A 23,045-nucleotide genomic window follows, 5' to 3' on the forward strand; every position below is an offset into this window, starting at 1 on the left:
TTTAGATACAGCGTTTTACGTGGTTTGCCCCAATTGCTGTTGGGGCTTTGTTTGTATCTTGTATTTGTTGGTTTTTGCAGTATAGGTGTCGGGTTCGGACTCAAAATCGCGAACGGATGGTCTTTGAGTCCGAAGTTGACTGGTGTTCGGACTCAAAATCACGAACAGATGGTCGTTGAGTCCGAAGTTGACTGGTGTTCGGACACAAAATCGCGAACAGATGGTCGTTGAGTCCGAAGTTGACTGGTGTTCGGACTCAAAACCGCGAACGGATGGTCGTTGAGTCCGAAGTTGACTGGGGTTCGGACACAAAACCGCGAACGGATGGTCGTTGAGTCCGAAGTTGACTGGGGTTCGAACTCAAAACCGCGAACGGATGGTCGTTGAGTCCGAAGTTGACTGGTGTTCGGATTCAAAATCGCGAACGGATGGTCGTTGAGTCCAAGTTGACTGGTGTTCGGACTCGAAATCGCGAACGGATGCTCGCTGAGTCCGAAGTTGACTGGGGTTCGGACACAAAACCGCGAACGGCTGGTCGTTGAGTCCGAAGTTGACTGGGGTTCGGACTCAAAATCGCGAAGGGATGGTCGTAGTGTCCGAAGTTGACTGGTGTTCGGACACAAAACCGCAAACGGCTGGTCGTTGAGTCCGAAATTGACTAGTGTTCGGACACAAAATCGTAATCAGATACACGCTGAGTCCGAATTTAGCTTGATTTCAGTATCATTTCACCTCTCTCTAACCTATAATTTAATTGAGGTGGATAATTATGACAATTTCCTTGAAAAGGCCTAAATGGCTATGGTTTGGTGTACTTACATGCTTGATTCTGCTTTCCAACTATACTCTATATAGAACCACCCTTTTTGATCCGGTTCCAGACGTAGCGGCGTTGGGCTCCCTGCTTGATTTTCTGGTCGTTGTACCGCTATTGGCGTATTTCCTCGTACTGCGCAAGAGATATTCGTTGAAGTATTTAGGAGCAGTCATTTTAGCAGGATACGCTGCCGCTTATCTTATTATCCCTGCCAGGCATTTCCCGCAATTTCCCTTTTTGCCCTATTTAATTGTTTTTTCCGAAATGCTTTTTATTGGGTTGGAGCTGTTTATTGCCTATAGGATTCTAACTAAACTGCCAGGACTTTTAAGAGAATATCGCAGGCTGAGTGGAAACAATTCACTTTTTCTCTTTAATGCCAAGAGATCTGCGGAAAAGCATTTACCCAACCATAAAATAGGATCTGTTTTTGTGACTGAATTCGCCATGGTAAATTACGCCCTGTTTTCATGGAAAAAGAAAACTTCGATAAAGCATGGCGATTCTTTTACCTACCATCAAAAAACAAGTGTGAATGCCGTTTATATCATGCTGATCCATGCGATTGCCATTGAATCAATCGGACTGCATTATTGGCTTCATTCATGGAATGTTATTGCAGCATATATCGTATTAATAGCAAATATTTATGGTATTTTGTACTTTCTGGCCGAGATAAACGCCACTCGCTTAACACCTTTCGTGCTTACTGATTCTCACTTGCTGCTGCAGTCCGGATTCTCAAAAAGCATGTACCTTCCATTGGAAAATGTTAAAGAAATCATGTACTATGATGGCCCTGAAAAGTTCAGCAGACAAGAAATGAATGATCTATTTGATGCCAGAGTGCCTGATTTAATTCAAGAAAAGCCGATGTTAGAAATTCTGCTGAAAGATCCCCAGGTTTATGAATTAATGTATGGCTTAAAAAGAAAGGCCAGCCGCATCGTGCTGAATGTGGATGAACCAGAACGGTTTTATCGGGAAATGCTGAATAGGCTGAACCAAAAATAAAAGGAAAATCCCTAAATGGATTTTCCTTTTTAAGTGTGCTTATTTCCACCAGTTATCGTGCATCGATGCAGGCAGCTGGCGCTTGTGTTCAGAAACCATATAGCGTTTTTCGATTTTATTTGCAGCTTCCGGACTTACTGATTTCCCTTCAAGGTAGTCATCCAATTCATCGTATGAGATACCTAATTCAGTTTCATCAGCCTGTCCGGGTTTCTGGTCAAGAAGATCGGCTGTAGGTACTTTTAAGTATAGTCTTTCTTCTGCCCCAAGCTCTTTAAGAAGTTTTTTTCCCTGTCTTTTTGTCAGTCCGGACAGCGGCAGGACATCTGCGCCGCCATCGCCGTATTTTGTGAAGAATCCAGTCACTGCTTCTGCAGCATGATCCGTGCCAATGACCAGCAAGCCGTATTGGCCGCCAATTGCATATTGGGCAATCATTCTCATGCGGGCTTTAACATTGCCTTTATGATAATCCTTCAGGGGTTCTTCCGGAATTATACGATCATACTCGGTTTTCAATTCATCGACTGCATTTTTAATATTAAAGACCACTTCTTTGTCGGCCTGAATAAAGGAAAGGGCAAGCTGTGCATCCTTCTCATCCTGCTGAACGCCGTACGGAAGGCGGACTGCTATGAATGTTGCCTCCTTCCCTTCTTTTCGAAGCTCTTCAACCGCAAGCTGCGCAAGTCTTCCGGCAAGAGTGGAATCCTGGCCGCCGCTTATGCCTAGTACATAACCTTTTGAATTTGTTTTAACAAGATAATCCTTTAGAAACTCAATTCTTTTCTTTATTTCTTCCTTTGGATCGATATTCGGATTTACATTTAAACTTTCCATAATTTCTTTTTGCAGATTCATTGCAGGTTCCTCCCTCTTCTTAAAGCTTCAGCCTTTTATATTTTCTTTCACCTGGCTGATCATTTTCATCTTATTATCCCAGCACTCCTGGCTAAGGTCGACTGGGTATTCCTCTGGATTTAAGGAACGGCGGTACTCATCCCATAATACATTGAGATTATCCTTTGCAAAGATTTGCATGTCTTTTAAAGATGGAATTTTATAGGTAAGCTTGCCTTCCTGAAATATCACTTTATGCAGTTCCCTGGCTTCGAAATTTGTAACAAACTTGCTTATAAATGTGTGAACAGGATGGAACATCTTAAGCTTTGGCTCAGCTTGAGGATTTTCATGATCCAGAGCAATGTAGTCCCCTTCTGATTTATGGTTATCTCTGTTAATAATCCGATAAACCCTCTTTAATCCGGGAGTTGTCACTTTCTCTGGGTTGCCGCTTATTTTTATGGTGTCAGCCATTTTGCCATTTTCATCTTCTATTGAAACGAGTTTATAAACAGCCCCTAATGCAGCCTGTTCGTACGCTGTAATGAGTTTTGTGCCAATGCCCCAAATATCGATTTTCGCTCCTTGAGCTTTCAGGTTTATGATGGTGTATTCATCCAGATCATTTGAAGCAATAATCTTTGCTTCAGGAAAACCTGCATCATCCAGCATTTTTCTTGCTTTTTTAGAAAGATAAGCCAAGTCCCCGCTATCAAGCCTTATACCTTTAAAGTTAATTTGACCTTGCATTTCCTTCGCCACTTTAATTGCGTTCGGGACTCCGGATTTAAGAGTGTCATACGTATCGACGAGAAAAACACAGTCCTTATGGGTCTGGGCATATTTCTTAAAAGCTGTATACTCGTCCCGGTAAGCCTGTACAAATGAATGGGCATGTGTCCCTGCAACAGGAATGCCAAACTTCTTGCCTGCTCTAACGTTAGATGTTGCATCAAAGCCGCCGATATAGGCAGCTCTTGTTCCCCAGATAGCTGCATCCATTTCATGGGCTCTTCTTGAACCGAATTCCATGGCTGTTCCATCGCCAATTACTTCTTTGATTCGGGTTGCTTTTGTAGCAATCAATGTCTGGTAGTTAATGATATTCAAAATAGCTGTTTCAATAATCTGTGCTTCAGCCAGCGGGGCTTCTACTCGCAAAATGGGCTCATTGCCGAATACAAGCTCACCTTCTTCCATTGATTTGATGGTCCCTGAAAACCTCATATTTTTCAAGTATTCGAGGAAACCTTCTTCATAATTCAATTCGTTTTTTAAGTACTGCAGATCACTGTCTGTAAATCTAAAGTTTTCTATATACTCTATAACTCTTTCCAGGCCGGCAAAAATTCCATAGCCGTTGCCAAAGGGCAGCTTCCTGAAGAACACTTCAAAGACCGCCTTTTTATTATGTATGTTGTCTTCCCAGTAGGTCTGGGCCATATTTATTTGGTACAGATCAGTATGCAAGGCTATACTATCATCCGCAAATTCCCTCTGCATTATCGAAAACCTCCTGTGACAAATATAACAATCCCTTTTAAAAATATCTTATCTGCTATTATCCCCATTATCCCCCATTCAATTTTTTATCCTCTTAAATGGATGAAAAATTTGGCTATTATTTTTATAGTAGTGAAGTTTCCCGTCTTTATCAAATTTTTCAACCTCCAGGCATACGGTTATTTACCCGTTAAGGATTTTTTTACACATTCTTCTGCGGCTGTTCGTTATATTGAATGATGATATTATCCTGTTATAACGCTTTGAAATTATTTCCCGAGTGTCACATGCTGGGATATTATATTGAGATAAGATGAAGGAATATTCCCTCGGACTGCACTTGCCTATTACGGCAATCACCAACTTTCTGCCCTCCGCATAGGATGTCATGAACTGACAAGGAGGGCTGTGGGATATGGAAAGACGGGGCCTTTTGCCTTTCGTTGTGACCGCATTTTTTGCCGTAATGATTTCGCTCTTTGCTTTCTCCCTCATGGATTCAAAGGATGACGCGCCAAAAACCCAGACTACTACAGATGGCCAAAGCAAAAGCAATGACAGTGATATCAGTAATCAAGTAAAAAATAATATAAAAGGAAATAAAGCTAATGTAAATAACTCAATCGACAACGATTTGAATAATGGTGAAGATAGTCAAATCGACAATAATGTTACGAATGACATTGAGGTAAATGTGGATGTTAATGTAACAAATACAATCAAAAATAAGGCTGATAAAAATCAGGACTCCAATCAAACAGGTAATGGAAATGAAAATAGCGGCACCAAAGACAGCAGCGGAGATAAAGGTGCGAAAAATGACCAGGATGGCAAGTCAGAGGATGATGAAGTCGTTTGGGGTGTAGACTCTGCAAGTCTCACCACAAGCGACTTGCTTTCATGCGTTCGGGAAAACTTCGGGTCACCTAAAGTGTGGGGACGCTATTTAGGTGAAAAAGAAGGTGTATCTGCAGGCATTACACCCCAAGAGGCTGAACTTCTGCAAAGGAATGATATTAAATTACTCGTGATTTGGAATCGATTTAATGAGGCAACTGGCCTGGAAAATGGACAGAGTGAGGCGAATGCAGCTGTCCAATTGGCAAAGGAGCTGGGAATCCCGGAGGGTGTAGCGATTTTCGCGGATATTGAGCCCGATTATCCTGTTGATTCTGCCTTCATTGAAGGCTGGTATCAAGCAATGGAGGAGTCACCCTATCATCCTGGCATATATGGGATTTTTGATAAGGAACAGGACCTGACTAAATCTTTCAGTCAAGCAGCAGCCGAAAATTCTTCCCTTCTTGAAAATACATTCATATGGACAGCTGCGCCAAATGCAGGAATTACTAAGCAGGAACAGGCGCCTGGATATAAACCAGAAGCTCCTGCAAATTCATTGATTGCAGGCTGGCAGTACGGAATTGATGCGAAGGCATGCAATATTGATACAAATTTATTCAACAAAGATATACTTGATGTTCTTTGGTGAGTAAGAAAAGCGGAAGCGCCTTGCCCACGAAGGAATGCAGACTAAGATCGCGACGTCCTCCCAAAAGCTGCCGCTTTCGGTTGTGCGATGTTTATGCTGACGAAGCCTTCCTTGTCCTGCGTCCCTCAGGCATAAGCCGCTCCCTGTGAGAAGGCGTTTTTCCTTCTGAAAGGAATCGGCTTATGATCCCGAGTTTCTAGGAGCCGCTGGAGCTAGACAGCAAAAAAAGAGCCCACAAAGGCTCTTTTATATTTTGAAGCTGTTTTTCGGCATTCTGTTATTCCAAAACTGGTTCATGACAAAGGGAGTGCCAATAAACACAGGAACTACATAATAGCTGAGACGGTAGAACATGAGAATCAAGAGCCCCAATTCGGTGGGAACACCTTGTGATTCCAGTCCGATCAAAAATACAAAATCAAATGAACCAATTCCTCCAGGGATCATACTCGCAATGCCAGCGCAAGCTGAAATGATGACAATGGGAAACAGAACAAAAAATGAAATCGATACTTCAAGTGCCCGGGCTATTCCCCAGATACAAATGATGATAAATAGCCACTCTGATAAAGAAACAGCCAGCAATTCCCCTGCAAATCCTTTTTTGATGTGCTTCGTATTCCAAAAAGACGACTTAAAAAAGTAAACGCACAGCAGCAGAGGTGTATAAGCTGCAACGGCCCAGACTGCAATCTTTATAAGTTTAACATCATCGTATAAATGTAAATCTGTAAAAAGGACGATCCATGACAATATGGACAAGCCGGTTAGGTAAAAAAGCGACAGCTTGGCAATTATTTTGATATACGGAGTATTGGCAGTCAGGTAATCCTTATAAAAATAGGACCTGAGTGTAGCTCCGGCCACACCCCCAAATCCGAGAAAGTTAGAGAATGCATTGGCAGATAAAGAATAAAATAATAGCTTTTTTTTAGGCACTCTAATTCTGAAAAGCCTTTGGAGTATTTCATCATAAAAATACATTGGAAAAAGTGCAGCCAGTCCCAATAAAAGGATAAAAAATAGCCTTTGGAAGGTTAGCCGGTCAATATAAAGCTCAAGGAGAGCCCAATTAAAATCAATGAATATCCCTTTTGCCTCCACCATGACAATCAGCAAAATGAATAAGGGTACGAGGAGTTTGGAAAGTGTTATAATTGTTTTTTGTTTTAACAAAGACAAAATACCCCACCATTCATGTATTGAACTAGAGATAATGATTAATTAATCTCCCTGATAGAGTGTATCAAACTAAGCCGATAATATATATACTTTCTCCTATTATATTCCTGTATAGGTACAATAGAATGGACAAACGATAACTTTTTGCAATTGGTTACATCTGCAATTGTTTTCAATAGAGCATTCAATTATACTTAAATCTGTGAATAGAGGTGAAATAATATCTTTGAAATAATAACTGAATCGTCTTTTATTTCATCAGAATATACTCTGTATTTAACATATATCATTGGTTTAGCTGCCAAGCTGTTAATCATTTGGAAAATAGAGCCGACTTTATACAGTAGCAGATATATTGAGAATGAACAAAGAGAATATGAAAGCCTTCCAGAGTTCCGCATGGATCGGGGCTTTATTTGCGATTCGATTCAGTCCTGGATTGCAAAACTTATACTGAAAAAAGGTGAACAAAGTGATGAGCCAGAAGGTCTCTCCCCTATTTAAAGAAAAAATATAGCGGGAGGTTTGACCTGTATGAGAAAAATTAAACTGTTGCTAGCCATTACCATGATTACTGTACTGCCTATATTCTTATCTGCCTGTCAGGCACAAGGAGGAGAAGGAACAGGCTTTTTCCATCATTATTTTGTCGATCCGTTTGCATTGGCAATACATGGAACAGCTGTTTTCTTTCATGGCAATTTCGGCCTGGCTATTATCTTCATTACCATAATGATTAGGCTGATATTAATGCCATTAATGCTCAAACAATATAAAAATCAAAGCTTAATGAAAGAAAAAATGGATAAGTTAAAACCTGAACTTGAAAAAATCCAGCAAAAGCTGAAAACAGCGAAAAAACCACAGGAGCAGCAAAAGCTGCAGCAGGAAATGTTCGGTTTGTATCAATCTCATGGAGTAAATCCTTTGAATGCTGCAGGATGTCTGCCAATCTTTATACAAATGCCCATTCTGATGGGGTTCTATTATGCCATAAGAGGAAATCAGGAAATTGCTGCACATTCGTTTCTCTGGTTCAATCTTGGTCATTCTGATATTTGGATCACAATCATTGCAGGAATTGTGTACTATCTTCAGTACCGGTTCACTCTAACTAATATGACTGCTCAAACGCCAAAGCAAATGAAATTGATTGGTTTATTATCTCCTGTAATGATTATGCTGGTTTCTTTAAATGCACCTGCAGCTTTGCCGCTATATTGGACTGCGGGCGGAATATTTTTAGTTTTTCAATCATGGCTTGGCAGAAGATTATATACAAAAGATAAACCTGATGCTGTGCAGATCATGTCAGAATCATAATTATATGAGGAGCGGGCTTAATGCCCTGCTCCTTTTTTGTTTATTTTATTAAAGAATCTGAATAAGAGCACCTATTCATGGAAAGATAAGGGGGAAAACGGAAGGAGGAAAGTGAATGATCAAGAGGAAATTATTTTTGGCAGGGGCCTTGTCAGCTGCATTGCTTGCAGGCTGCGGCATGAATGACGCGGATATGAATGAAACAGCTCAAAGAAACAGAGACTTGACAGAGCCTACAAAAGTAAACGACAGCAACTATGGCGAAAATGGACGCACAACTGAACCGGGGATTGATCTTACCCGCACAGGAACGGACAATGAAAATCAAAATGAATCCCCGCGAATGAAGGTTGCTGATAAAGCTGCCGATAAAATTACTTCCATTCCAGAGGTTGAGACTGCGAATGTAATCGTGACAGATAATAATGCCTATGTTGCCGCACGCTTGAGTGATGGAAATGGAGATTTGACTAAGGATGTCGAGGGGAAGATTTCAGATCAGGTTAAAGCAGTCGATCAGGATATTGATAATGTATACGTTTCTGTTAACCCCGACTTTTATGATCGAATGACAGGATATACAGAGGACATTCGAGCTGGTCAGCCAATCGAAGGATTTTTTGATGAATTTACAGAAACTGTCCGCAGAATTTTCCCTGCACAAAGGTAAAAAAAGAAAACGGCCTTCATAAGGCCGTTTTCTTTAATGAATTAAGCATCCTGGAAATAGTCTTTATAAAATCCGCTTACTTTTCCGGAATTGTCTTCGATGAAATAGAATTCTTCAGTTTCATTTTTTACGTTATAGATATTCCCTGCTGTTAAAGCCCGGTTTACAATGTATTTTGCTGCATCTGTATGCACGCATTTTACTTTTTTCAATGTTTCTCGTTCATGCCATTTTAAATGAATCATAATTGCCACTCCTTCACAGTCTGCATACTTTATTGATTAGTATTTATTATAAAGAATACGAACTGCTGTCTGCAATAAGATTCTCTTTAACTTCTGGCATTAACTTCATTAATTTCCGGAATCTCCTGATTTTATCCGCTTCAAAGGTATACACTTCTCCCGTTATTGTGTTTTTCATTGTTACATAGTTAATTTCACAGATTTGGTCTATTCGTACAAACTCTAAATTGTCATAATGTTCGTTATCATATTCCACTTCATAAAAGCCATTATCTGCTATAATTTTCATTTTGATGACCTTCTTTCTAAGATGATGGCAAAGGTAATATACCACCCGCTTAGCCTGTTTCAAACCACCAATTAAAAATTTTGCATATTTTATTCCTTCCCATTCACTTAAGTGCGTTGGATTCAAGTAAGGTCTTGCTTCCCCTTCTAAGACAGCTATATATTCTAATGAATGGCCGTCTGGATCATAAAAATATACCGAAGCAGCTGGCATCCAAGTATGGACAATCGGCTCTTTCGGTGGTAGGCCAAAGCATTCCCTCGCCTCGATTCCTTTTTCCTTAAAAAAGGCATAGTTCCCCGCAGCTTGGCTGGCGAAACGGAAAACGCAATATGACTTCTCTTAATCGGGGAGTCTTTTGTTTCCCAGATGCCCAGCATGTTTCTTTATTTTCCCCCAAAAAGAAAAATGCTGCTTTCCTGTCTTCTATTCTGTACGCTGCTTTAAAGCCAAGGTTTTCATAAAACTCGATGCTTCGTTCCAAGTTGGCTGAATCAAGATGTGCTTCATATAATTTTGCTCCATGCATGGTATGGTCCTCCTATTCCATATTAACTGCCTTTATTGTAGAAGAATCAGCAGCCATACAATATAGAAAAAAGGATGAACATATGCTCATCCTTAAGTCTTATGCTGCTATGCATCCAATCTAATTTGAACACCCAGTGTTTCCAGCTGCTGTTCAAGCTTCCGGTAATAATCGTCACTTACTCTGCCTCTTGCCCCCCGGAGAATTTCAAGAGCGTAATGATCTGGCGGGGGAAGCTCGCCCTTTTTATTGTAGACATGAAAAGTCAGGACATCTTCATATAACTTATCTCCAACTTTGACATTCACAAAGGAAGGACGATACCATTGACCATAAAAACCTTCTCTATGGAACAGGTATTCAACTCCTTCATAAGGAAGTTCATATAGAACTCCTTCTGTGACGCCGCCATTTTCTATAATGTCCGCCCTTCCTCCATCATCCCTGGAAAATAGGTATTGCATCGAATAACCGGTGAGCGTCCCCCCGCCGACAATGCTTTTAAAATGATGATCTACCTTTGCCACACAAAACCGCTCATCATCCATGCAGGAACCGTATGCAAAATAAAAGGTCTTTTCGGGCTTATCCTTCATTAAACGGTAGAGCTTCCAATCTCCATAAAGAATGGGTTCGGCTAAAAGATCATCCCGGCAGGAGACGTATACTAGTGCATTTGCCTCTCCTGCATCAGTATGAACAGTCTGTTCCACCCGATCATATAAATTATCTTTTCTGCCCGGGATAAAATCTTCAAGTTCATCCAGGTCAGTGAAATGATCTAAAGGCACTTCATAAAGCTCTCCATATACTTTTTGGTCAAGTGATGGTTTCATAGAGGGATAGCCGAGTCCAGTATCATATAACTCCCCATATACCCATGCCTGCTCGGCAATGCAGGGACTGCCTTTTAAAACAAAGTGATTTGACTCATGTTTTCTTAAGGTTCCATAAACAAACAGCTTTTGTGTTGTCATTAGCACTTGCTCCCCCTTTTTATTCTCTTTTGTTTATTATACTATCATTTTCAGAAGATTCTTTTCAAAAAAATAGGACGGAGAATATTCCCCTTCCTAGCTGCATTGGCATACTGTGAACTTTTTTGCTAAAGGAAGCCTGCAGCACAATTTTTCCTTCGTATTTTCCTGAAATGGATCAGCCGTGTTTAGTTCAGCAATTTCCTTAAGCTTAGCTTTATTTAAAATTTCTATGACATAGATGTCCTCATACATTTTCCATTTCTCCCTTCACTTTATCTTTAATCTCATTTTATATACTTTCACGCAGTAAAACATTGGCTGGGAGATTGAGATTTATTAAGACTTATGAATGAGGGAAGGCGGAGTTCCATAAAAAAACCTGCTGGAAAAGTCCCAACAGGTTAAATGTCCTTTATTTCAATGTATTTGCTTTTTCAATGACTTCTTTAGCCTGTTCACGCAATTTGAATTTCTGGATTTTTCCGGATGCTGTCATTGGATACTGCTTAGTAAACTCAATATAGCGGGGGATTTTATGGCGTGAAATTTTCCCTTTGCAGTATTCCCGAAGGTCGGCTGGTGTTAATTCAGCGTCTTCTTTAAGGATTATCCAGGCGACCACTTCCTCACCATATACGGCATCTGGGACTCCAACTACCTGAACGTCCAGGATCGCTGGATGCGTATAAAGAAATTCTTCAATTTCGCGGGGATATATATTCTCTCCTCCGCGAATGATCATATCCTTTAGTCTTCCAGTGATTTTACAGTACCCGTTCTCATCCATTACAGCGAGATCACCTGTATGGAGCCAGCCTTCTTCATCAATGGCTTCTTTCGTAGCATCAGGATTTTTATAATATCCCTTCATGACATGATAGCCCCTTGTACACAATTCCCCTTGTTCTCCAGTAGGTACTTCATTATTGGTGCCTGGTTCCACAATTTTTACTTCCACATTCGGCAGTGCTCTTCCCACAGATTCCACTCTCAGCTCAATCGGATCATCCGTCCGTGTCTGCGTAATAACGGGAGAGGATTCTGTTTGTCCATAAGCAATGGTTATTTCGCTTGCACCCATTCTTTCAATAACGCCTTTCATGACTTCAATAGGGCAATTGGATCCAGCCATTATGCCAGTGCGGAGAGTCGATAGATCATACTTTGAGAAGTCGGGATCATTCAGCTCTGCAATAAACATTGTCGGCACCCCATGCAGGCCTGTACATTTCTCATCCTGGACCGTCTTCAGAACGGCTTTAGGACTGAACTCCTGGACCGGCACAATGGTTGCGCCGACGGATATGCATGCCATCGTTCCCAGCACGCACCCGAAACAATGGAAAAACGGAACAGGAATACATAAGCGGTCATCTTTTGTTAAACGCATGCAATTTGCAATATTATAGCCATTATTAACAATGTTGTTATGGGTTAGCATAACCCCTTTTGGAAAGCCTGTCGTCCCTGATGTGTATTGCATATTGATGGCATCGTCCGGATCCAGGCTCTCCATACGCTCATTGAGTTCTGCGTCTGGAACTGATTCGCCCATCCTGATCATTTCTTCCCAGCTGTAAGTTCCGGGAAAACGTTTTTCTCCCATCACGATAACATTTTTTAAAAAAGGAAGTCTTTTGCTTTTCAGCTGCCCTGGCTTAGAATCCTTAAGTTCCGGGACGATACTGTATAGCATTTCTATGTAGGAGGTTTCTCTGAACTTTTCCATCAGAACAATGGTTGTACTGTCAGATTGCTTTAATAGATATTCAAGCTCAGCAGCTTGATAGTTTGTATTAACTGTTACAAGGACAGCCCCCATTTTGCCTGTTGAGAACTGGCATGTAAGCCACTCGGGCGTATTGGTTGACCATGCGGCAATATGCTCTCCTTTTTCAAGACCCAGCTTCATAAACCCTTTGGCAGCAAGCCTGCAATATTCATTAAACTCCTTATAACTCATTCGGAGCCCGCGATCTGCGTAAACTACTGCTTCGTGATTCGGGTGAAGGCCGGCTTTCTCCTCCAGGAGCTTCCCTACTGTTAGGTTCAATAATTCCGTCATCCAGAAATCCTCCTTGGTATATGATGATCTATTCATTGTGTAAAGAGTTCCCTAAGATGCTGATCTAAAACGCTTACATTTTATGTTATCATATATTGCTGAATATTCAATATTTTCATATATTGATAACTTATAAATTTTTCTGGCTCAATTCTCATAACTATAGATTCATCTAATGTGGATTCTCCATAATAAAAAAACTGCCCTTTAATATAGGAGCAGCTTCTTTTATGTTCAATCTGAAATTTTTACATAAAATGTCCTCGTCCTTGGTCCGTCAAATTCACAAAAGTAAATACCCTGCCAGGTGCCCAGAAGCAGCTGTCCTTCTGTAATGACGATATGCTGTGAGGAACCGACAGTGACCGCTTTCATATGCGCTGCGGTATTCCCTTCCATATGAAGGTCTTTTTGCTGATCCCAAGGATATATTTCATCGAATCGGCGGATCAAATCTGTCTTAACATCCGGATCTGCATTCTCATTTATGGTGATGCCGGCAGTTGTATGCGGGCAATAGACGATTGCTGCTCCTTCAGCGGTTCCGCACTGGTTAATGTATGCCTGTACTTCTGAAGTTATTTCGAGAAACTGGTCTCGTTCAGATGTGTTAACAGTGAATTTCCTTAACAATGGGCTCCCTCCTTTAAAAATAAACAGCTTCAAATAGGGTTATTTCTTTTTCAAGGCCAGGCGAAAGCTGAACAGCAAATGGCTTCTCCCCTCTTTTTTTCAGAACTTCCAAAACCCTTCCTTCATCCTGTAATGGCTGGCAAAAGGTGAGTTTTACTGATCCAATTCCAATGGATGCTCTCTTCTCTTTTCCATTGCTGCTTATGTAAACATCGGTCATGAAATTCGGCATAATCGCCTTCCATGAATCCGCAGACATTTCACAGTCACTGGAGGCTATAAATACTTCTTCGATTTTTTTATTTTCAAGGTTTTCATCAATAAAGCCAAGATGTCGCAGTTCTTCAAATCTTCTATCGTCTTCCACGCCCCAGTCAATAAAGAAAGGATATTTATAATGTGGGTTTTCTTTAAAGAACAGCATCTTCCACGAAAGCAAGCTTCCATCCTGCCTCTTTCTGCTTCCTTCAAAAATTGGAAGGGACTCAAAGCCTTTCCTCTTTAATTCAGCCTTTAGCTCTTCAATATTACTGGTTCGGAAGCAGAGCTGCCCGATGCCTTCCCCTGACGGGAGTTCATCTGTCAGCTGTTTAATGAGCGGGTTTTCAGCAGCAGCGGCAATATGATTTGATTCAATTGATAAAAATTCAATGTATGACTGCCCGATATATAAAAGGCTGTTATATGTCCCCCAGTTCTCATGGCTTCCTCCCAATACTGCTTTATATCCCACATTCCCCCATTTCTTCACTGGTTCAGATGGTTCAGCTTTAATAAAGTGTACGAGATGGTCTAGTGCCAGATTCATTAGCGGCTTCCTCCTTTCAGCAATCTATTTATATAAATCTTACCTTCGGTTTGTATTCGAGTCCACTATCAGCTGCTGAAATGCGCCGCAAAAAATGTCATCATAATGAAATAAATCATTTCTTTATAAAGGGTTCACAAAAACTTAAAAAACCTTTACAATAATTAAAAATAGAATATTCAATCCATTTAACCAGGAGGTATGCATAATGAAAATTATGAGTAATGAACAGCTGGTCGTCTCGTATCGTGATGCATTGAAGTCAGGGTCTGAAAAGGAATGGATTAGGATATTAAAAACTGAAATTCAAAAACGGGGATTGAAGCCGTTTAAAGAGTAAGTTTCAACTTAATAGTAATTTGCCAAATACTTAGTAAATATGTAGGAGCGGGAACTATTCCCGCTTTTTTTAATATTTCCGCAAGTATGCTGAAAGATTATTAGCCTTTTTAATATTTTCATATTCCTGTTCACTGAGAACACCGAGTTTCTTTAAAACCGTACTGTATTGCAGTATCTTCATTTGTCTTCGTCTCAAGCTCATCACCTGCTTTTTAATATATTATGCATAACAAGTACAATGTTTCCTTAATGCAAATAATTTTCAATAAAGAAAAAAATAAAACCAGAGCCGATTCCGCTCTGGTTTCTATTTTATTATGCTTCAAAAAGAAGGCTTTCAGGATCTTCGATCAGTTCCTTGACGCGTTTCAGGAATGTGACAGCTTCTTTACCGTCAACAATTCTGTGGTCATAGGAAAGTGCGATATACATCATTGGGCGGTTTTCCATTCTTTCAGCATCAATTGCAACCGGGCGCAATTGGATGGAATGCATTCCAAGAATACCAACCTGTGGTCCGTTCAGGATTGGAGTAGACATCATGGAGCCAAATACACCGCCATTAGTGATAGTGAAGCTTCCACCCTGCAGATCTGATAAAGCAAGTTTATTGTCTCTCGCCTTAACCGCAAGGTCCATGATATCCTTTTCGATTTCAGCAAAGTTTTTGCGGTCTGCATCACGTACAACCGGCACGACAAGACCTTCTGGTGCTGACACGGCAATACCAATGTCATAGAATTTCTTAAGGACAATTTCATTGCCTTGAATTTCAGCATTTAAATAAGGATTTTTCTTAAGGGCTGCTACTACCGCTTTTGTGAAAAATGACATGAAGCCAAGCTTAACATCATTTTCTTCAAAGAATTTATCTTTGCGGTTCTTACGAAGGTTCATCACATTTGTCATGTCCACTTCATTGAACGTTGTCAGCATCGCTGCAGTTTGCTGAACTTCTACAAGGCGGTTTGCAATGGTCTGGCGGCGGCGTGACATTTTGATTCGTTCCACTTCTTTTCCGGCGGCTGGCTGTTCAGCAGGTTTAGAAGCTGCTGCCGGTTTTGGTGCCTGAGCTTGCTGTTTTGCTTGATTTGGATTGAAGGATTCAACATCCTGGGTTCTGATTCTTCCCAGTGGATCAGCTGTCGGCACCTGGCTTAGGTCAATCCCTTTTTCTCTTGCCAGCTTGCGTGCTGCCGGAGAAGCGATCGGACGCTGTCCGCCAGCTTTTTCTTCAGCTGCTGGCTGTTCGGGCTGATCCTCTGCTTTAGGCTGTTCAGCTTTAGGAGCCTCAGGTTTTTCTTCCGTTTTTTCTGGAGCAGGTGCAGCTTGTCCGCTTTCATTAACGATAGCAATGGTTTCACCAACATTAACCGTGTCGCCTTCCTGTGCTTTAATTTCCTGTAAAACACCGCTATGTTCAGAAATGATTTCAACATTTACTTTATCTGTTTCAAGTTCTACAACATAATCCCCTTTATTTACTGTATCACCAGGCTGTTTTAGCCACTGTGCCACCGTACCTTCTGTAATGGATTCCGCCAATTCTGGAACTTTGATTTCTGCCACCTTAATTTCCTCCTTCTTGCTTCCGTGTTAGGGTCTCATCTATTATACGTGCTTGTTCTTTCTTATGAACAGTCGGGTCACCTTCAGCCGGGCTTGAACGGCGTCTTCTTCCAATGTAGCTGACATCGATATCGCTGCCTGCGATTTCTTTCAGTCTAGGTTCAACGAAATTCCATGCACCCATATTTTTTGGTTCTTCCTGAATCCAAACGATTTCTTCTACATTAGGATAGCGGGTTAAAATTTCTTTAATTTGATTCATTGGGAACGGATAGATTTCTTCCACTCGTAAAATATGGAACCAATCCTGATCCTGGTAGTTTTTCAGGTTTTCGGATAAATCAATTGTGATCTTACCTGTTCCAAGAATGATGCGTTTCACTTTTTCGTGATTTTGGCCTAAGCCAGGCTGTTCAATAACAGACTTGAATTCTCCTTCGCTCAATTCGAGTCCATTTGAAGCGACATTCGGATTGCGCAGCAGACTCTTAGGAGACATGATCACCAACGGGCGAACTTCCTCTTTTCCGAGAATGGCAGCCTGTCTTCTTAAGATATGGAAGTACTGTGCTGAAGAAGATAGATTAGCAACTGTCCAGTTGTTTTCTGCTGCAAGAGTCAGGAATCTTTCCAGGCGGGCACTTGAATGTTCAGGTCCCTGTCCTTCATAGCCATGTGGAAGAAGCATGACAAGACCTGATTTTTGGCCCCATTTCGCACGGCCAGCAGCAATAAACTGGTCAAACATTACCTGTGCCGCATTGGCAAAATCACCATACTGAGCTTCCCATAGAACAAGCGTTTCCGGAGCGAATACATTATATCCATATTCAAAGCCTACGACAGCAGCTTCAGATAATGGGCTATTATGGACAGCGAATGATGCTTTAGCCGTTGAAAGCTTGTGCAAAGGTGAATACGCTTTTCCAGTTGTATGATCGTGCAGAACAACGTTTCTTTGTGCAAATGTACCTCTCTCGGAATCCTGGCCAGTCAGTCTGACAGGGGTACCATCAGATAAAATGGTTGCAAAAGCCAGTGTTTCGGCAAGTCCCCAATCAATCTTGCCGTCTCCTTCAAGCGCTTCCAATCTGCGCTGCAGGATTTTGCCGAGTTTATCAAACACTTTGAAATCCTCTGGCCATTTTAATAATTCTTCGTTAATTTGCTTTAATTTATCGACAGACACAGCTGTTTTAATTTTTGGCAGACCCTTTTCGACTGTTTCAGGTGGATTGGTTAACTCCGCCTCTTTCTTTTCTTTTGGAACCTTTTCATAGGCAGCCTTCATTTTTTCCAGTACTTCATGATGAATGCCCTCTGCTTCCTCTTTGGAAATGATCTTTTCATTTAGAAGCTTATCAGCATACAGCGCTTTCACGGTTGGACGCTTGCGAATAATGTTATACATAAGAGGATTAGTCGTCATAGGCTCGTCCATCTCGTTGTGCCCAAATCTTCGGTATCCGATTAAGTCGATAAGGATATCCTTTTGGAATTTCGCACGATATTCACAAGCAATTCTTGCCGCTGCAACTACTGCTTCAGGTTCATCTGCATTCACATGCAGAATTGGCATTTCATAACCTTTGGCAAGATCACTTGCATATCTGGTAGAACGTGAATCATGTGATTCTGTTGTGAAACCAATTGTATTATTGGCAATGATATGGATCGAACCGCCCGTATTGTAGCCAGTCAGCTGTCCAAGGTTCAGTGTTTCTGCTACAATTCCCTGTCCTGGGAATGCTGCGTCTCCATGAATGATAATGGCTAAAGCAGCTTTTGGATCTACTTCAGGATAACCGGCCTTTGTTCTATTATCCTGTGAAGCTCTGGTATAGCCCTCAACCAGTGAACCTACAAATTCAAGATGGCTCGGATTGTTAGCTAATGTCAGTCTGGCTATGGTCGTATTCTCATCTTTGATCTGTTTATCAAGACCAAGGTGATATTTAACGTCGCCTGTCCAGCCGTAATTGATTCCGATAGATCCTTCGGAAGGAACCAGTTCTTTATTTGGCGCATGCTGGAATTCCGCGAAGATCATTTCATACGGCTTTCCAAGCACATGGGCAAGAACATTTAATCTTCCGCGGTGGGCCATGCCGATGTTAATTGTTTTGGCTCCATCAGAAACGGATTCAGAAACAATTTCATCCAGTAATGGAACCATTGTATCAAGACCCTCAATTGAGAATCTTTTCTGGCCAACGAATGTTTTATGAAGGAATTTTTCAAATTCCTCAACTTCAGTCAGTCTTCTTAAAACTTTCAGTTTTTCTGCCTTCTGCATTGACAGTTTATGGCTGTTGGCCCCTATTTTACGGCGAAGCCAGTCTTTTTCGTTTTCATCAAATATATGCTGGAATTCAAACGCAATTGGTCCCATATAAGCGCTTTTCAGGAATTCAATTGCTTCAAGTCCGTTGCGTAATGGATAGGTGGCGTCTTTAGTAATGACACCGGCAGGAATCTCTTTTAAATCATTTTCAGTTAAGCCATATTTGCTCAGTTCGAATAATGCACTTTCAGATTTATTGTTACCCAGCGGATAAATATCTGCAGCCAAGTGGCCATATGTGCGGATATTATCAGCAAGGCGAATCGCAGCAAGTGTTTTTTCAAGCTGTCCGGCATTCATTGGCTGATTTGCTGATGAAGCCATTTGCGGAGTTCCTTCACTCGCTAGAGGGGAACCATTTCTTTCAAAGTAGTCTTTCATTTCAGGATCGATAGAAGATGGATCCTCTAAGTATCTTTCATAAAGTTCAATAACGTAGCCAAGGTTGGGGCCATGAAATCCTTGTTCAAAAGGTCCCTCACCATTCGATGGCTTTTTCATGGAAAATTACCTCCATAACTGTTTTTAAGTAAATAATTCAAATACATTTTTCTCCCCTGAAAATACAATACCCGTCTATATGATGCATTAACGATTTATTTTTACGAATAATAATATTTTTCAGAGGATAAAACGTTTCCACAGTTATTCTAACACGGAAAATCTAGTTGTACAAAGATAAAAACATGAATATAGTGGAAAACTATTAAAAATTTTTTTTTAGTAATTACTTATTCTAATAAAATGTTTTGTTAAATGTTAAACAATTATAAATAAGAAATAACTGGGTGGTTTTTAGGGGTTCATTTTAGATTGTTATTATCCGTAAAATTTTGCACGCTGATTTCAGCGCGGGATCTTCTTTCCGCCGGGAGGAACAGAGGTCCTCAGCTCCGCCTGCGCGGTCTCCCGCTCCCTCTCCCTCTCCTGCCGCAGGACATTTAAAAAGGCTTCCTTGACTAATACCGCACGACGAAAATGCGGATGAATTTTCGAGAATCATGTGCCCATAGCGATGATCAGTTCAGGTTAATAACTAAGTTCAAGCAAAAATTCAAAAACATTTTGTAAAAGCACTTTCTTATATAGAAGACAAAATAAAAAAGCCGGCAGTCGTCCGGCTTTAAAAAGTCTCAACTAAGTTAATATAGATTTGTTTCACTGCATTCGCATTTTTTCTGTTTTCTTTTAGGGAAGATTCAATTGCTTCTCTCGTTTCCACAGGAAAATCAAAATGGCCGCAAGTTGTACATTTTTCGAACATGGAACCAGAAACATTTACTTCAATGCCATCCATGGTCTGGAATACTGCTGGACCCTCGGATTCCGCAAACCGGTGGCGGCAGTGGCTATGTTCACGCATATTAGCTCCCCTCCAAGAAAAATTTCATTTACGTTCATTATAAAACAAATATTCTGAACTTTAAAGTGATCCCCTTCTAACATTTTATGCCAGGTTTTTTTCAAAAGAATAATTTGTGTATTTTTAAGACACATTAAAATTATTCAAATTCAGGAGGTTTTTCCATGAATATTGGCAGAGCAAAAGAGATTGCTGAGTCTGCTGAAATGCACAGTGTTACTTTGAATGGCATCCCGATCATCATTCAGCATGTAGATGAGCAGACTAAAACAGCACGTGTTTACACAAAAGCAGATTCTGAAAAAGAAATGGATGTGCCGGTTAACGATTTGATTGAAGAATGAATACCCCAAAAAAACTTTCCAGAATCTGATGGGAAGTTTTTTTGTTCAAAATTTTCCTCATTCCCCCTTAAAAAATGGAGACTGAGGGCAAAAGGACGTAAGATACCTGGTCGGATATTTTTTATAACATAAAATATTCAAAAAAGTGTTGACGATTAGCGGTTTACTGTAGTAAAGTTTAGAGAAAATTTAATATTTGATTTCTTATCCAGAGAGGTCGAGGGTAAGGCCCGACGACGCCTCAGCAACCAGCAATCATTTTTTTGATTGAAAAGGTGCTAATTCCTGCAAGTTTCTAAAACTTGAAAGATAAGAAGAATGGCTGATCACATTAAAAAGTCTTCTTCTTATAGAAGGCTTTTTTTTATTTTTTATAAGGAGTGGTTACAAGCATGTATAATATTGACACCAGATTAGCGCAAATCGGAAACAGGAGCGAGTCAGCAACAGGTGCTGTCAACCCGCCCGTATATTTTTCCACGGCATATCGCCATGAAGGCATTGGCCAGTCAACTGGCTTTGACTATAGCAGAACAGGCAACCCTACCCGCCAGCTGCTTGAGGAGGCAATCGCCGATCTGGAAGAAGGCGACCAAGGCTATGCCTGCAGTTCTGGAATGGCCGCAATTCTTACCATTCTTTCTCTTTTTAAATCCGGAGATGAATGGATTGTATCAAAGGATTTATATGGCGGTACATATCGTCTGCTTGAACAGGGCTTCAAGAAGTGGGGACTTCAGTGCAAATATGTAAATACCAGCAATTCCGAAGATGTTGAACTATTAATCACGGAAAAGACCAAGGCAATATTTCTGGAGACTCCAACTAATCCGCTTATGGAACAGACTGACATTCAATTGATAGCAGACATTGCCCAAAAGCATAATATCCTCCTTATAGTTGATAACACGTTTTATACCCCTCTCCTTCAGCAGCCGTTAAAGCTTGGAGCTGATATTGTGATCCATAGTGCAACCAAGTATCTTGGCGGGCATAATGATGTCCTTGCCGGATTAATTGTTGCAAAAGGCAAAGAGTTATGTGAGGCACTGGCGATGAACCACAATGCCGCAGGTGCTGTCCTTAGCCCTTTTGATTCATGGCTGTTGATCAGAGGGATGAAGACACTCTCTCTCCGCATGGAACGTCATGAAGAAAATGCGAAGGAATTAGCAGAATTTTTATCGGGCCACGATGCAGTAACAGATGTCCTTTATCCCGGCAAGGGCGGCATGATATCATTCCGAATCAAGGATGAATCCTGGGTGAATCCATTTCTGCAGAGCCTCTCCCTTATCTCCTTTGCTGAAAGCCTTGGAGGAGTCGAGAGTTTCATAACTTATCCAGCAACCCAGACACATGCGGACATTCCTGAAGAAATCCGTATTGAAACCGGTGTCTGTAATAGGCTTCTGCGTTTCTCGGTTGGAATAGAAAATGCAGAAGATTTGAAGGCGGATCTTGAACATGCTTTTGCTAAGGTTGTTAAGGAGGCAGTACGATGAGTTCGAATTACACATTCCAAACGAAATTACTTCACAATAATCAAAAATTCGACCCGGAAACAGGAGCTGTCAGTGTACCGATCCAGCATGCCTCCACTTTTCATCAAAAAGATATTGATGTGTTCGGAAAATATGATTACAGCCGCAGCCTGAATCCAACAAGGGAAGCACTTGAAGAAGTCATCGCGGAGCTTGAAGAAGGTATTAGAGGGTTTGCCTTTTCTTCTGGAATGGCTGCCATTTCTACAGCATTCCTCCTCTTATCTCAGGGAGATCATGTTGTCATTACAGAAGATGTATATGGCGGAACCTATCGAATGACAACAGAAGTCCTGTCCCGCTTTGGCATTGAGCACACATTTGTTGATATGACAAATCTTGAGGAAGTAAAAGAAGCAATCCGTCCCAACACGAAAGTTTTCTATGTAGAGACTCCTTCCAACCCGCTGCTGAAAGTGACAGATATACAGGCCATCAGTTCACTTGCAAGACAGCATGGAGCCTTGACATTTGTGGATAATACCTTCCTGACCCCTGCCCTTCAAAAACCGCTTTCTTTAGGTGCAGATATAGTGCTGCACAGCGCAACCAAATTTTTATCCGGACACAGCGACGTCGTGGCTGGCCTAGCGGTTGTGAAAGATCCGGATTTAGGTGCAAGACTTGCTTTTCTCCAGAACTCCTTTGGAGCCGTTTTGGGTGTTCAGGATGCGTGGCTTGTGCTGAGAGGCATTAAAACGCTGCAGGTCAGGCTTGATCAGTCTGTGAAATCAGCTAAGAAAATTGCTGGTTTCCTTAATGATCACCCATCTGTTAAGAAGGTGCATTATCCAGGTTTTGCAGATCATCCCGGATATAAAATCCAGAAAATGCAGGCTGTGAACGCAGGTGCCGTCCTATCTTTTGAGCTTGAAGATGAGCTATCGATGAGAAGATTTGTTGAAAATGCGAAAATACCTGTTTTTGCAGTAAGTCTGGGAGCTGTTGAATCCATCCTCTCCTACCCTGCAAAAATGTCACATGCAGCCATGCCAGCATCCGAACGGGAGCAGCGCGGAATAACGGACAGTCTTCTTCGTCTATCTGTTGGCCTGGAGAGCGCAGATGATATTATAGAAGATTTCAAGGCAGCTTTATCTGCTGCCGGAAAAACAAAACATTCGATTTTACAGCGGGGGTGATATT

Annotated in this window: 22 protein-coding genes and 1 riboswitch; of the genes, 8 read left to right on the plus strand and 14 right to left on the minus strand. The window is 41.2% G+C overall.

The genetic code is table 11. The features are described from left to right. Positions 1–769 precede the first annotated feature (769 nt). Entirely contained in the window at positions 770–1,831 is a 1,062-nt protein-coding gene (locus AC0VZ9_RS13335; RefSeq protein WP_475397479.1) for a hypothetical protein, read from the plus strand. A 39-nt stretch (positions 1,832–1,870) separates the two neighbouring features. Here the strand turns inward: AC0VZ9_RS13335 and nadE are convergent, their stop codons facing one another. Next, positions 1,871–2,692 carry an ammonia-dependent NAD(+) synthetase gene (gene nadE / locus AC0VZ9_RS13340; RefSeq protein ID WP_475397480.1) on the minus strand — a complete coding sequence of 274 codons (822 nt, stop codon included), beginning with the start codon at positions 2,690–2,692 and terminating at the stop codon, positions 1,871–1,873. Between the two features lie 27 nt (positions 2,693–2,719). Continuing rightward, the gene (locus AC0VZ9_RS13345) at positions 2,720–4,177 is read right to left on the minus strand and encodes a nicotinate phosphoribosyltransferase (protein WP_019379846.1); all 1,458 of its coding nucleotides are present in this window, start codon (positions 4,175–4,177) and stop codon (positions 2,720–2,722) included. A gap of 415 nt (positions 4,178–4,592) precedes the next feature. Between AC0VZ9_RS13345 and AC0VZ9_RS13350 the strand changes: the two genes are divergently transcribed. Then, positions 4,593–5,669, plus strand: a complete 1,077-nt coding sequence (locus AC0VZ9_RS13350) for a glycoside hydrolase domain-containing protein (protein WP_034297049.1) — start codon at positions 4,593–4,595, stop codon at positions 5,667–5,669. Positions 5,670–5,915: 246 nt separating this feature from the next. Here AC0VZ9_RS13350 and AC0VZ9_RS13355 read toward each other — a convergent pair whose 3' ends face one another. Further along, positions 5,916–6,845, minus strand: coding sequence for a putative bifunctional lysylphosphatidylglycerol flippase/synthetase (locus AC0VZ9_RS13355; protein WP_226280724.1), 930 nt, complete (start codon positions 6,843–6,845; stop codon positions 5,916–5,918). 540 nt (positions 6,846–7,385) lie between these two features. Here AC0VZ9_RS13355 and yidC point away from each other — a divergent pair. Together yidC and AC0VZ9_RS13365 are read left to right on the plus strand one after the other, a co-directional pair. Then, positions 7,386–8,174 (plus strand): membrane protein insertase YidC, encoded by a 789-nt coding sequence (yidC, locus tag AC0VZ9_RS13360; protein ID WP_019379844.1) that lies wholly within the window; start codon positions 7,386–7,388, stop codon positions 8,172–8,174. 115 nt (positions 8,175–8,289) lie between these two features. Then, positions 8,290–8,844 carry a YhcN/YlaJ family sporulation lipoprotein gene (locus AC0VZ9_RS13365; RefSeq protein WP_019379843.1) on the plus strand — a complete coding sequence of 185 codons (555 nt, stop codon included), beginning with the start codon at positions 8,290–8,292 and terminating at the stop codon, positions 8,842–8,844. Positions 8,845–8,885: 41 nt separating this feature from the next. Here the strand turns inward: AC0VZ9_RS13365 and AC0VZ9_RS13370 are convergent, their stop codons facing one another. The 8 genes from AC0VZ9_RS13370 to AC0VZ9_RS13405 all read right to left on the minus strand — a co-directional run bounded on the left by AC0VZ9_RS13370 (position 8,886) and on the right by AC0VZ9_RS13405 (position 14,393). After that, positions 8,886–9,089 (minus strand): DUF6501 family protein, encoded by a 204-nt coding sequence (locus tag AC0VZ9_RS13370; protein ID WP_019379842.1) that lies wholly within the window; start codon positions 9,087–9,089, stop codon positions 8,886–8,888. 46 nt (positions 9,090–9,135) lie between these two features. Beyond that, the gene (locus AC0VZ9_RS13375; protein ID WP_026041563.1) at positions 9,136–9,378 is read right to left on the minus strand and encodes a hypothetical protein; all 243 of its coding nucleotides are present in this window, start codon (positions 9,376–9,378) and stop codon (positions 9,136–9,138) included. A gap of 280 nt (positions 9,379–9,658) precedes the next feature. Continuing rightward, entirely contained in the window at positions 9,659–9,907 is a 249-nt protein-coding gene (locus tag AC0VZ9_RS13380; RefSeq protein WP_064328215.1) for a hypothetical protein, read from the minus strand. A gap of 107 nt (positions 9,908–10,014) precedes the next feature. Then, complete coding sequence (locus tag AC0VZ9_RS13385; protein ID WP_475397481.1) at positions 10,015–10,884, minus strand: gamma-glutamylcyclotransferase family protein; 870 nt, start codon at positions 10,882–10,884, stop codon at positions 10,015–10,017. Between the two features lie 96 nt (positions 10,885–10,980). Continuing rightward, positions 10,981–11,139: a hypothetical protein gene (locus AC0VZ9_RS13390; RefSeq protein WP_009334549.1), complete on the minus strand. Its 159-nt coding sequence runs from the start codon at positions 11,137–11,139 to the stop codon at positions 10,981–10,983. A gap of 160 nt (positions 11,140–11,299) precedes the next feature. After that, the gene (locus tag AC0VZ9_RS13395) at positions 11,300–12,952 is read right to left on the minus strand and encodes an AMP-binding protein (RefSeq protein ID WP_475397482.1); all 1,653 of its coding nucleotides are present in this window, start codon (positions 12,950–12,952) and stop codon (positions 11,300–11,302) included. 234 nt (positions 12,953–13,186) lie between these two features. Next, positions 13,187–13,585, minus strand: coding sequence for a secondary thiamine-phosphate synthase enzyme YjbQ (locus AC0VZ9_RS13400; RefSeq protein ID WP_217024887.1), 399 nt, complete (start codon positions 13,583–13,585; stop codon positions 13,187–13,189). Between the two features lie 13 nt (positions 13,586–13,598). Continuing rightward, entirely contained in the window at positions 13,599–14,393 is a 795-nt protein-coding gene (locus AC0VZ9_RS13405; RefSeq protein WP_217024879.1) for a VOC family protein, read from the minus strand. Between the two features lie 208 nt (positions 14,394–14,601). Between AC0VZ9_RS13405 and sda the strand changes: the two genes are divergently transcribed. Beyond that, positions 14,602–14,733, plus strand: coding sequence for a sporulation histidine kinase inhibitor Sda (gene sda, locus AC0VZ9_RS13410; protein ID WP_009334545.1), 132 nt, complete (start codon positions 14,602–14,604; stop codon positions 14,731–14,733). A 317-nt stretch (positions 14,734–15,050) separates the two neighbouring features. Here the strand turns inward: sda and odhB are convergent, their stop codons facing one another. The 3 genes from odhB to AC0VZ9_RS13425 form a co-directional block, all read right to left on the minus strand. Next, positions 15,051–16,304 (minus strand): 2-oxoglutarate dehydrogenase complex dihydrolipoyllysine-residue succinyltransferase, encoded by a 1,254-nt coding sequence (odhB, locus tag AC0VZ9_RS13415; protein ID WP_009334544.1) that lies wholly within the window; start codon positions 16,302–16,304, stop codon positions 15,051–15,053. 1 nt (position 16,305) lies between these two features. Next, positions 16,306–19,149 (minus strand): 2-oxoglutarate dehydrogenase E1 component, encoded by a 2,844-nt coding sequence (gene sucA, locus AC0VZ9_RS13420; RefSeq protein WP_217024875.1) that lies wholly within the window; start codon positions 19,147–19,149, stop codon positions 16,306–16,308. Between the two features lie 622 nt (positions 19,150–19,771). Next, a complete protein-coding gene (locus tag AC0VZ9_RS13425) occupies positions 19,772–20,011 on the minus strand; it encodes a hypothetical protein (RefSeq protein ID WP_009334542.1) in 240 nt (79 codons plus the stop codon). Positions 20,012–20,175: 164 nt separating this feature from the next. On the opposite strand from AC0VZ9_RS13425, the gene AC0VZ9_RS13430 reads away from it, so the two are divergent. From AC0VZ9_RS13430 to metC, 3 genes are all read left to right on the plus strand, one after another. After that, entirely contained in the window at positions 20,176–20,355 is a 180-nt protein-coding gene (locus AC0VZ9_RS13430; protein ID WP_009334541.1) for an H-type small acid-soluble spore protein, read from the plus strand. 201 nt (positions 20,356–20,556) lie between these two features. Continuing rightward, positions 20,557–20,671: riboswitch (SAM riboswitch) on the plus strand. A 76-nt stretch (positions 20,672–20,747) separates the two neighbouring features. Next, on the plus strand, positions 20,748–21,860 hold the full coding sequence (locus AC0VZ9_RS13435; RefSeq protein WP_192908609.1) for a methionine biosynthesis PLP-dependent protein: 1,113 nt from the start codon (positions 20,748–20,750) through the stop codon (positions 21,858–21,860). After that, on the plus strand, positions 21,857–23,041 hold the full coding sequence (gene metC / locus AC0VZ9_RS13440) for a cystathionine beta-lyase (RefSeq protein WP_251267233.1): 1,185 nt from the start codon (positions 21,857–21,859) through the stop codon (positions 23,039–23,041). The genes AC0VZ9_RS13435 and metC overlap by 4 nt, the downstream gene beginning before the upstream one ends. The last annotated feature ends 4 nt before the right edge of the window (positions 23,042–23,045 follow it).

It is taken from the genome of Cytobacillus sp. QJM3NY_8, assembly GCF_056173585.1.